Source organism: Pseudomonas sp. FG36, from assembly GCF_057809275.1.
This window is the reverse complement of record NZ_JBMDJQ010000008.1, coordinates 166,613-177,129: the sequence shown is the minus strand read 5'-3', so window position 1 is coordinate 177,129 and position 10,517 is coordinate 166,613. Positions and strand designations below refer to the sequence as shown.

Sequence of the window (10,517 nt, the reverse complement as noted above, 5' to 3'; positions counted from 1 at the left end):
CGGCAACGGCAACGGCAACGGCAACGGCAACGGCAACGGCAACGGCAACGGCAACAGAACCGCAACGGCAACAGAACTGCAACGGCAACTTGCCCAGATGCTGCTTTGATTGACGTCATCCCGCGCCTGGGTAAGGCTAGCCTTTTCCCCAGGCATGAGGCTGACAATGCTGATCGATCCTCGCAAGGCCACGCTGTTGGTCGTCGATATCCAGGAGAAGCTCATCGGTGCCATGAGCGACCCCGAGGGCACTGCGGCCCGCGCCCGCTGGCTGCTGGCGGCAACCGCCGAACTCGAACTGCCCACCGTGATCTCCGAGCAGTATCCCAAGGGTCTGGGCCACACCCTGGCCGCCCTCAAGGCCGCGGCGCCAGCCGCTGAGGTCGTCGAGAAAATGCACTTCTCCTGTGTCGCCGCCGAATGCCTGCCGCCCAGCCTGCTGGCGCGCGAGCAGGTCATCGTCTGTGGCATGGAAACCCATGTCTGCGTGCTGCAGACTGTGCTCGGCCTGCTGGCCCTGGGCAAGCAGGTGTTCGTGGTCGAGGATGCCTGCGACAGCCGCACCCCGGCCAGCAAGGCGGCGGGCCTAGCGCGCATGCGCGATGCCGGGGCGCAGCTGGTCACCCGCGAGATGGTGCTGTTCGAATTGCTGGGCAGCTCCAGCCATCCGCTGTTCCGCCAGATCAGCAAGACCTACCTGGTGGGGGAGCAACCCTGAACGGGCGTCTGTGGGCCTTCGGGCTGCTGGCGCTCGGCCTGCTGCAGGGCTGCGCCGGGCGCCGCGAAGAGGCGGCGGAGGCCGACCCGGCCAAGGTCCGCGCCCAGCTCATGCGCCTGCTGCCGGCCCAGGTCAAGGACCGCCAGGGCTGGGCCGAGGATATCCAGGTGGCGTTCCAGGCCCAGGGCATCAGCCCGAGCAAGAGCAACCTGTGCGCCGTGCTGGCAGTGACCGAGCAGGAATCCACCTTCAATGCCGACCCTCAAGTGCCAAACCTGGGGCGCATCGCCCGGGAGGAGATCGACCGTAGGGCGGCTCGGCTGCATGTGCCTCGTCTGCTGGTCGATGGCGCCCTGAGCACGCCTTCGGCCAACGGCAAGACCTACCAGCAACGCCTGCTCGCCGTGCGCAGTGAAAAACAACTGAGCGCCCTGTACGACGAGGTGATCGGTGGCCTGCCGCTGGGGCGTTCGTTGCTGGGCGGGCTGAACCCTGTGCGTACCGGCGGGCCGATGCAAGTCAGCGTGGATTTTGCCGAACAGCACGCCAAGGGCTATCCCTACGACCACCCGGGCAGCATTCGCCAGGAGGTGTTCAGCCGCCGTGGCGGGATGTACTTCGGTATTGCCCACCTGCTGGGTTATCCCACCCATTACCAACGCCAGCTGTACCGCTTCGCCGACTTCAACGCCGGCTGGTACGCCAGCCGCAACGCCGCGTTCCAGGCGGCGCTGAGCCGCGCCAGTGGGGTAACGCTGGCGCTCGACGGCGATCTGATTGCCCCCGGCGCGATCATGCCCGGCACCACCGAGCAGGCGGCGCGCAAGCTGGGGGCGAAGCTGGGGCTGCGTAATCCGCAGATCAGGGCGCAGCTGGAGAAAGAGAATGACCTGACGCTGGAGGAGACCGAGCTGTACCGCGAGGTCTTTGCCCTGGCCGAAGCAAAGGCCGGCAAGCCCTTGCCAAGGGCGGTGCTGCCGGGGATCGAGCTGAAAAGTCCGAAGATCACTCGCAAGCTGACCACGGCGTGGTTTGCCGGAAGGGTGGATGAGCGTTATCAGCGTTGCATGAAGCGTTGACGTGGTTCATGCAGGAGCGGCGCCGCCGCTCCTGCAAAAGCTTCAACTGTTGCCGAGCGCCTTGACCACCTGCTCGACACTGGCCTTGAGCCCGGCCACGGTATCGTCCGCGTCGCTCTCCACCACCAGCAGCTTCGCCCCGGCGGCGGCGATCACTTCGGCTACCTTGGCATCCGGCTGGCGATGGTGCAGCACCAGCGCCACGTCCTGCGCCTTGAGGTTGTCTGCAAGCGCCTTGAGCGCCGCTTCATCCCACTTGTCGTCGGCCGGCAGCGCCTGCTCGACCACGTCCAGGTTCAGCCCGCTGGCCAGGTAGCCCAGGCGTTCGGACAGGCTGACCACGGTCAGGTTGTCGACCTCGGCCAGGCGCGTCTGGCTGTTGGCGGTCAGCTCCAGCATCTGCCGCTTGATGCCGGCCAGGTTGGCCTGGATCTTCGCTTTGTCCGCTGGCGAGAGGCGCTCGAGGTCATTGGCCACCACGTCGGCCATGCGCCCCAGGTTGGTCGGGTTGAGCCAGGGGTAGGCGGCGAAGGCTTCGTCACCCTTGACCGCGATACCGGGCAGGGCGCCGTCCACCGGGCGCGCGGCGTCGATCTCGACGATGCGGATGTTGCTGCGCCGGGCCATGGGGTAGAGCGGGTCGTCGCGCCAGATCGAGCGCACGCCGATCACCGCGTCGGCCTGTTGCGCCACCTTGTGCAGGCTGGCGCCGCCACGGCCGCTGAAATACGAAGGTTGGCGGCTGGCCGGCAGGTTGGCCGGCGCGGCGCGTTTGAGCTGCACCGAGGTGCCGTCGAGCAAGGCGCTGGCCAGGCTGTGGGTCACCGGCAGGGTGGTCAGCACTTCGGTGGCGCCCGCCAGCAGCGGCATGCCGCTCAGGGCCAGGGCCAGGGTGAGTTTCTTCAGGGTCATGCCGGGTTTCCTTGCAGGCGTGGGATGAGGGCGCGGGCCAGGGCGCAGAGGGCGAAGCAGATCCCGGCGACCAGGATGATCGCCGCGCCCGAGGGCACCGGCAGGTCGAAGACGATCGGCATGAGGATGCCGAGCAACGTGCTGAGGGTGGCGATGATTACCGAGACGAAGAAGAAGCCCTTGAGCGACTGGCTGACCAGCCGCGCCGCCGCCGCCGGGATCACCAGCAGGGCGCCGACCAGGATCGCCCCGATCACCTTGACCGAGGCCACGGTGACCAGGGTCACCAGCACCACGAACAGGTAGTCGAGGGTCTTCACCGCGACCCCGCGCACCGCCGCCAGCTGCGGGTTGAAACTGGCCAGCATGATGCGGTTGTACAACGGCAGGGCCAGGGCCAGCACCAGCACCGCGACGATGCCCAGCACCAGCAGGTCGTGGGCGCTGACGGTGAGCACCGAGCCGAACAGCACGTTTTCGAGGATGTGCACGTTGATCTTGCCGGCCAGCATCAGCAACAGGCTCGCGCCCAGGGCCAGCGACACCGAGAGGAACACGCCGATCAGGGTGTCCGGCGACAGGCCGGTGCGGTTGCGCAGGAAGTTGAGCAGGATGCCGAACAGCAGGCAGTAGCCGAACAGGCTGCCGTACGGGCCGGTGTAGGGCTCGCCGAGCAGGATGCCGATGGCCACCCCGGTGAGCGCCGCGTGGCCGACCGCCTCGGAGAAGAAGGCAAAGCGCTTGACCACCACCAGGGTGCCCAGGCCGCCGAGGACCGGGCCGATCATCAGGCCCGCCAGCAGGGCGTTGACCACGAAGCCGTAGGCCAGTGCCTCCGGCAGATAGCCAGCCGTGGCCCAGTCCTGGACCAGTTGGCGCAAGGTTTCGAAACTCATCAGGCAAGGCTCTCGCTGCGCGGGTGAACGGAGAACAGCCCGAGCAGGCGCTCGGGAGTCAAGGCCTGGGCCGGCGGGGCGTCGAACAGCACCTGGCGGCTCAGCCCGGTGACGCGGTCAGCCAGGCGCAGCACCGCTTCGAGGTCGTGCTCGATCCACAGCACGGTGGTGCCGGCCTGGCGCCAGCCGTGCAGCAGTTGCTCGAACACCTGGATACCGGCCTCGTCGAGGGCCGACATCGGCTCGTCCAGCACCAGCAACTGCGGCTCGGGGATCAGCCCCTGGGCCAGCAGCACGCGCTGGCGCTCGCCGCCGGAGAGCGCGCCCATGCGCCGCTTGCGCTTGTCGAGCATGCCCACCCGTTGCAGCGCCGCGTCGATTTCCGGGCGCACACGCCGCGACAGGCCGAGGAACGCCGGGCGGCGCTGGCACATGGCGGCCATGAAGTCATCCACGGTCATCGGCAGGCCGCGGTCGAACTCCAGGGCCTGGGGCACGTAGCCGATCACCTCGCGCTCGCCGGGCCAGTGCAGGGTCAACTGGCCCTGGTGCGGCATCTGCCCGAGCAAGGTCTTGATCAGCGAGCTCTTGCCGCCGCCGTTGGGGCCGACAATGGCGTGCACGCTGCCCGGGGCGACACTGAAACGCACGTTTTCGAGGATGCGCGTGCGGCCGAGGGTGAGGTCGATGCCGTCGAACTCGATGCGCGGCCCGCAGGCGCTGGTGAGGTTGGCGGCGGCGGTCATGTGCGGTTTTCCTGGATGGCCTGGACCACGGTGTCGAGGTTGCGCTTCATCTCCACCTCGTACTTTTCCTTGGTGTAGTCGCCGTAGGAAATGTGCGTGAGCGGGTAGATGCGCACGCCGGACTCGCGGTGGATGGTGTCGACATAGGCCGAGGGGAAGTCCATCTCCGAGAAGATCACCTTCACGTCCAGCGCCTTGAGCTGGTCGATGGTCTTCTTCAACTGCGCCGGGCTCGGCTCGATGCCATGGGCAGGCTCCACCACGGCGGTGACTTCCAGGCCGAAGTCACGCACCAGGTAGTCGTAGGCGGCGTGGATGGTGGCCACGCGGAAGGTCGCGTCCGGCGCCTGGGTGACCTTGGCCAGGGCCTCGGCACGCAAGCCACGCAGGCGCTTGGCGTAGGCACGGGCATTCTGCGTATAGAACTTGGCGTTGTCGGGGTCGAGCTTGCCCAGTTCGCGGGCGATGTTGTTGACCTGGGCGATGGTGGCGCTGATCGACAGGAAGGTGTGCGGGTTGACCACCTTGCCGGCGCCGCGGGCGGCGATGCCGGTGGCCGCCAGCAGCGGCACGTTGGCGTTGGACTCGATGGTCCTGATGTCGGGCTTTTCGCTGGCGGCGATCATGCGGTCGGCGAAGTCGTCGTGGCCGACGCCGTTGAGCACGATCACGTCGAGGCTGCCGATGCGCTTGATGTCCTCGGCGCGCGGCTCGTAGGCATGCGGGTTGAAGCCGGCCGGGATCAGCGGCACCACTTCGGCCTTGTCGCCGACAATATTGCTCACGTAGCTGTAGTAGGGGTGCAGGGTGATGCCGATGCGCAGGGGCTTGCCGTTGTCGGCGAGGGCCAGGGCGGGCAGGGCGCAGGCCAGGAGCAGCGCCAGGGTGCGGCGGGCGAAGCGGAGCATGGGCAGGTCCTTAGTGACGGTGTTGGCGGGTGACCCCGGCGTCGTAGTGGGTGACGATCTGCTGCCAGCCGGCGGCGATCAGCGCATCGCTGTCCAGCGCGTCCGGGGGCAGGGCGGTGCTGTCGCGGCGCAGCCAGACATCAGGCTGGGCATCGCTGGCGGCGGGCAGGATCACCAGGAAGCTGCCGGCCACCTGGGCCTCCTGGCTGCGTCCCAGGTAGGCACCGTTGGCCAGCAACGACCACTGGTGGCTGCCGCGGCTCTGGCTGCTGGCGTCGCTGACGAAGGGTGGCAGCCCCTCGTCGGCCAGGGCCTGGGCGTCCGGGGCGACGCCATTGTCCTCGCGCAGTGCGCGGATCTCCTCGACGGCCACCCACAGGTCAGTGTGGATGCCCTGTTCGGCGGCATTGAGGTCGCGGCGGGCGTCGAGCTGGTGGGCGGCGATGGCCTGTTCATCCTCGCGCTCGCCGCGCACGGCCACCACGCTTGCGGCCAGCACCACGATCAGCACGGCGGCCAACAGCACGTAGAGGGTCTCGTGCCCGGCGCCGGCCGGACGCACCACCTGGGCGCGGCTCATGGCGCACCGATGTCGGCGTGGTCGACTTCCACCACGTGGCCGGGGCCGGCGTCGAACAGCACGTAGAACTCGCCGTCGGGGCGCTTGAAGGTCAGGGTCGAGTCGTCGCCGAGCTTGCTCGCCACCAGCACCTGTTCGTCGTAGCCGATCACGTCCAGGGTAACCCCCGGTGCGCCGCTGCCGTCGGAGAAACCGCCCTTGCAGGTGATCTGTTCGCCGTGCTCGGTGCACTCGCACATGGGGTTGTGCGCCAGCGCCGGGGTGGCGGCCAGGGCCAAGAGGGGCAGGGCCAGCCTGCGCATCAGCTGTTTCATTTGTTGCCTCCTTGTTTTTCAAGCCAGGCCGCGGTGGCGGGGGATGCCTTGGCCAGCGGCACCGAGGCCTGGTACATCTTGCCGTCCCAGCCTTCGATGGTGATCCAGATGTCGGCGTCGCGACGGGTGCGTGGCGGGATCGGCAGCGAGGTGCCCATGCGCGCCGGCGCGCCGAAGAAGATCGTGCCGGCGGCGCGCAGGCTGCGCGGCTTGCCCACCCGCAGGTAGATGGCCTTGGCGCCGTCGTTGCAGTTGCCGCAGGCGGCATTGAAGGCCTTGAAGTAGCCGGCCGGGCCTTCGGCACGCGGGGCTTCGTCGCGCAGCTCGGCCAGGTCCAGGGTCCAGCGCCCGACCTGGACGTCCTGGATGATGTTGGCGCCAAGGCCGCTGTCGCCGCGGAACAGGCTGGCGTCGGCGAAGTACTTGGGCATGAAGCCCAGCGGCACGAGGATCAGCAGGATGTTCAGGTGGAAGCGCCATTTCAGCCACAGCTGCTTCAGGCCGCTGGGCGGCAGGGTGTCGGTCTGGCTCAAGAGTGGGCCTCCAGGGTGATTGGGCGCGCCGGGCGTTCGCCGCGCTTGAGGGCGGCGCGGGTGGCCTGGGTGGTGCGTTTGGTCCAGATCAGCAGGCCGCTGAACACCATCAGGGTCAGCACCAGGCCGAAGAAGAACCAGATCAGCTTGATCGCCAGGCCACCAAAGTCACCGGTGTGCAGCGGGCGCATGGATTCGGTGACGAACTCCAGGGCCGAGCGGTCGCCTAGCAGGAACTGGGCGTCGACGTTGCGCGTGTAGGGGTTGACCTCGGCGGTCTGGAACATCAGCGGGTACCAGCCACGGCCGCCCATGCTGTAGTGGCTGTAGGCGGTGGCGGGCAGCGAGATGAAACTGACGTCCAGGCCCGGGACCGCCTGGGTGGCGATGCGCGCCGCTTCGTCCAGGTCGATACGTGGCGCCGGGCTGCCATCGGGGGTTTGCGGGACCTGCTGGCGGGCGATCACCGGGGTCACGGGCTCGCTGGAAATGGTCACGTGGTTGTCGCCGAGGATCGCCTGGATCAGGAACCAGGTGCCGGTGATGGAGATCACCGCGATGAACCAGATCGACCACACGCCGGCCAGGCGGTGCAGGTCGCCCCAGAAGATCCGCCGGCCATGGCCTGTGCGCACGGGCTTGAAGAAGCCGCGCCAGAATTTCTTGTACACCACCAGCCCGGTGACCAGCGAGGCGAGCATCGGCAGCCCGAGCAGCGACACCAGGTACCAGCCCCAGCTGTAGCCGTTGGTGAAGGGCACCAGCCACCAGCCGTGCAGGGCGCGGGTGAACGCTTCGAAGTCGAAGTCCGGGCGCTGGCCCTGGATTGCCCCGCTGTACGGGTTGACGTAGAGCAGCGCGTTGGTGCCGTCGGCGCGGGTCACCGAGGCCTGCAGGGCGAAGTGCGAACCGTCCGGCTGGCTGAAGAAACGCACCGCCAGGTCCGGTTCGGCCTTGTGCATGGCATCGAGCACCTGCTGGTAGCTCAGGCGCTGGCTGTCGTCGTCGGGCTTGCTGGCGCGCACGTCGGCATTGGCCAGCCAGACGATTTCCTGGCTGACCACCGCGAGCATGCCGGTGAAGCAGACGATCAGGACGAAGAACCAGATCGGCAGGGCAAGCCAGCTGTGCACCAGAAACCACAGCTTGGAATTGGATTTCTTTCTCGATTGTCGGGCCATCGGTCGGTCTTCTGCATAAAAAAATACGGTCGAGTCTGTGCTCAACCTGGAGGGCTGCATAAGTAAGGACGAATGAGAATCAGAAAGCTGCCAAAGCAAATGAAAGAAAATGTTTCAAGAACTGGACGTAACCTCCGTTGCAACCGGCTGCTTGGCCGTGCGTGCCTGCTTTTGGCTGCGCTTGAGCGCGTTGGCGGTGGCCAGGGCGGTACGTTTGCTCCAGATCAGCAGGCCGCTGAGCACCATCATGCTCAGCAGCAGGCCGAAGAAGAACCAGATCAGCTTGGTGGTCAGGCCGGCGAACTCGCCGGTGTGCAACGGGCGCATGGACTCGGTGACGATTTCAAGCGCCTTGCGATCGCCCAGCAGGCGGCTGGCTTCCATCTTGCCGGTATAGGGGTTGATCTCGGCTTTCTGGTACACCAGTGGATACCAGCTCATGCCGCCGATGCTCAGATGGGCATAGGCGTTGCTAGGGAAGCCGACGTAGTCGACGGTGAAGCCGGGGATTTCGCGCTGGGTGATCCTGACGGCCTCGTCCGGGCTGATCATCGGCGTCGGACTGCCGTCGGCGGTCAGCGGCACCGTCTCCCGTGCCACCACCGGCACGATGGGTTGGCTGGAGATGGCGATATGGTTGTCGGCGAGCAGGGCCTTGATCAGGAACCAGGTGCCGGTGATGGAGATCACCGCGATGAACCAGATCGACCAGATGCCGCTCAGGCGGTGGAAATCGCCCCAGAAGATCCGCGCGCCTTGGTTGAAGCGCAGGGTCGGCTTGAAGAAACCTTTCCAGAAACGTTTGTAGATCACCAGGCCGGTGACCAGCGAAGCCAGCATCGGCAGCCCGAGCAGTGATACCAGGTACCAGCCCCAGCTGTAGCCATTGGTGTGCGGCACCAGCCACCAGCCGTGCAGGGCGCGGGTGAATTCCTCGAAGTTGAACTGCGGGGGAACGCCCTGGATATGCCCGGTGTAGGGGTTGACGTAGACCCTCAGCGTGCGGCCGTCAGGGTAGGTGACATCCGACAGCATGGCGAAGTGCGACTCGCTCAGGGTCATCAGGCTGGCCACGGCGATGCCAGGCTCGTCGCGCTGCATGGCCACCAGCAGCTCGTCATAGGACAACCGCCGGGCGTCATCCGAAGGCGGATTGGCGCGGGTTTCCGGGTTGGCCAGCCAGACGATCTCCTTGCTGATCACCGCCAGGGTGCCGGTGACGCAGACGATGAGCACGAAGAACCAGATGGGCAGCGCCAGCCAGCTGTGCACGAGGAACCAGATTTTCGAGCGTGACTTTTTCGACATGGGTACACAGTGTCAATGGCGAATTAAGGGGCGGATTGCCCGGCCGTATCAGAAAGAGACGCATGAGCAGGGCAAAACCTGATGGGGTAATTGCAAGCAAGTGTTTCCAGGTTGCCCTGCCTGTTGCTGCAGGTTCCTGCGCCGGGACTAATTTGCCTGCTTCCCGAAACGTCCCCCTATCACCGGATGCGAGCGTGCCCCTGGGCCGTCGCTCCCTTTTCCTTAGGTGTGTACAGGAGGCCCGTCATGGGTGTTGCTGTGGGATTTACAGTGCGTCCGCTATTGCCGGAGCAGGGACGTTTGCCATTGCTGGTGGAGGCCGGTGACGACGACACCAGCCTGCTGGACGTGTTCGATGAGCTCAAGGCGCTGGTGGACGAGCACCTGTTGCGCGATGGCGGCATCCTGTTCCGCGGTTTCCGCCTGGAGGGCGCCGAACAGTTCCGTCAGTTCGCCGCCAGTTTCGGCCATCCGCTGCTCAACTACGAGTTCGGCTCCACGCCGCGCACCAACGTCACCCAGGGGGTCTACACCTCCACCGAGTATCCGGCGCACCAGCACATTCCGTTGCACAACGAGCAGGCCTACTCTCGCGACTGGCCGATGAAAATCTGGTTCTACAGCATGATTGCCGCAAAGTCCGGTGGCCAGACGCCGATTGCCGACAGTCGCGAGGTTTACCGCAAGGTGCCGGCGCACATTCGCGAGCGTTTCGTCAGCAAGGGCCTGATGTACGTGCGCAACTTCGGCAACGGCCTGGATGTGTCCTGGGAGGATGTGTTCAATACCGAGGATCCGCAGGAGGTCGAGGCCTACTGCAAGGCCCACGGCATCACCTGTGAATGGAAGGACGACGGTGAGCTGCGCACCCGCCAGGTATGCCAGGCGGTGGCCGAGCACCCGGTCACCGGCGACAAGGTCTGGTTCAACCAGGCGCACCTGTTCCATATTTCCAACCTGCCGCCCGAGGTGCGGGAAAGCCTGCTGGATATCGTCGACGAGGAAGACCTGCCGCGTAACGTCTACTACGGTGACGGTTCGCCCATCGAGGATGAAGTGCTCGACGAGATCCGTGCGGTGCTCGAGGACTGCAAGATCAGCTTCCTCTGGCAGGAAGGCGACGTGATGATGCTCGACAACATGCTCGCCGCTCATGCCCGCGCGCCTTTCGAGGGCCCGCGCAAGGTGATCGTGGCGATGGCCGAGGGGCACTCGCTGGACCAGGCCTGACCTGTCGACGCTGGGGCTGCCGCGCAGCCCCAGGCTTTTCAGGCTCGATACCCGCTAAATCATCCCCCCGCCCATTCGTTCTTGTTGATGCGCCCGGACCTTCCGGTCGCGC

The 10,517-nt window shown here is 66.3% G+C and carries 12 protein-coding genes; 3 read left to right on the top strand and 9 right to left on the bottom strand.

Annotated elements, in window-relative coordinates; translation table 11 throughout:
* Positions 1-166 precede the first annotated feature (166 nt).
* Both ACODS9_RS09230 and ACODS9_RS09225 read left to right on the top strand, forming a co-directional pair.
* The gene (locus ACODS9_RS09230) at positions 167-718 is read left to right on the top strand and encodes a hydrolase (RefSeq protein WP_489093769.1); all 552 of its coding nucleotides are present in this window, start codon (positions 167-169) and stop codon (positions 716-718) included.
* Positions 719-828: 110 nt separating this feature from the next.
* Positions 829-1,797, top strand: a complete 969-nt coding sequence (locus ACODS9_RS09225; protein ID WP_489093768.1) for a DUF1615 domain-containing protein — start codon at positions 829-831, stop codon at positions 1,795-1,797.
* A gap of 42 nt (positions 1,798-1,839) precedes the next feature.
* Here the strand turns inward: ACODS9_RS09225 and ACODS9_RS09220 are convergent, their stop codons facing one another.
* From ACODS9_RS09220 to ACODS9_RS09180, 9 genes are all read right to left on the bottom strand, one after another.
* The gene (locus ACODS9_RS09220) at positions 1,840-2,709 is read right to left on the bottom strand and encodes a metal ABC transporter substrate-binding protein (protein ID WP_489093767.1); all 870 of its coding nucleotides are present in this window, start codon (positions 2,707-2,709) and stop codon (positions 1,840-1,842) included.
* Positions 2,706-3,605, bottom strand: a complete 900-nt coding sequence (locus tag ACODS9_RS09215; protein WP_489093766.1) for a metal ABC transporter permease — start codon at positions 3,603-3,605, stop codon at positions 2,706-2,708. Before ACODS9_RS09215 ends, ACODS9_RS09220 begins: the two co-directional genes overlap by 4 nt.
* Complete coding sequence (locus ACODS9_RS09210) at positions 3,605-4,351, bottom strand: metal ABC transporter ATP-binding protein (protein WP_489093765.1); 747 nt, start codon at positions 4,349-4,351, stop codon at positions 3,605-3,607. The genes ACODS9_RS09215 and ACODS9_RS09210 overlap by 1 nt, the downstream gene beginning before the upstream one ends.
* Positions 4,348-5,259 carry a metal ABC transporter substrate-binding protein gene (locus ACODS9_RS09205; protein ID WP_038706328.1) on the bottom strand — a complete coding sequence of 304 codons (912 nt, stop codon included), beginning with the start codon at positions 5,257-5,259 and terminating at the stop codon, positions 4,348-4,350. The genes ACODS9_RS09210 and ACODS9_RS09205 overlap by 4 nt, the downstream gene beginning before the upstream one ends.
* A 10-nt stretch (positions 5,260-5,269) precedes the next feature.
* Entirely contained in the window at positions 5,270-5,839 is a 570-nt protein-coding gene (locus ACODS9_RS09200; RefSeq protein ID WP_367858728.1) for a DUF6162 family protein, read from the bottom strand.
* On the bottom strand, positions 5,836-6,153 hold the full coding sequence (locus ACODS9_RS09195; protein ID WP_028692195.1) for a hypothetical protein: 318 nt from the start codon (positions 6,151-6,153) through the stop codon (positions 5,836-5,838). Before ACODS9_RS09195 ends, ACODS9_RS09200 begins: the two co-directional genes overlap by 4 nt.
* Positions 6,150-6,686 carry a thiamine pyrophosphate-binding protein gene (locus tag ACODS9_RS09190; protein ID WP_489093764.1) on the bottom strand — a complete coding sequence of 179 codons (537 nt, stop codon included), beginning with the start codon at positions 6,684-6,686 and terminating at the stop codon, positions 6,150-6,152. Before ACODS9_RS09190 ends, ACODS9_RS09195 begins: the two co-directional genes overlap by 4 nt.
* Entirely contained in the window at positions 6,683-7,867 is a 1,185-nt protein-coding gene (locus tag ACODS9_RS09185; protein ID WP_046855225.1) for a PepSY-associated TM helix domain-containing protein, read from the bottom strand. Before ACODS9_RS09185 ends, ACODS9_RS09190 begins: the two co-directional genes overlap by 4 nt.
* A gap of 114 nt (positions 7,868-7,981) precedes the next feature.
* Positions 7,982-9,175, bottom strand: coding sequence for a PepSY-associated TM helix domain-containing protein (locus ACODS9_RS09180; RefSeq protein WP_489093763.1), 1,194 nt, complete (start codon positions 9,173-9,175; stop codon positions 7,982-7,984).
* Positions 9,176-9,421: 246 nt separating this feature from the next.
* Here ACODS9_RS09180 and ACODS9_RS09175 point away from each other — a divergent pair, with 246 nt between their 5' ends.
* Complete coding sequence (locus ACODS9_RS09175; protein ID WP_489093762.1) at positions 9,422-10,405, top strand: TauD/TfdA family dioxygenase; 984 nt, start codon at positions 9,422-9,424, stop codon at positions 10,403-10,405.
* Positions 10,406-10,517 lie beyond the last annotated feature (112 nt).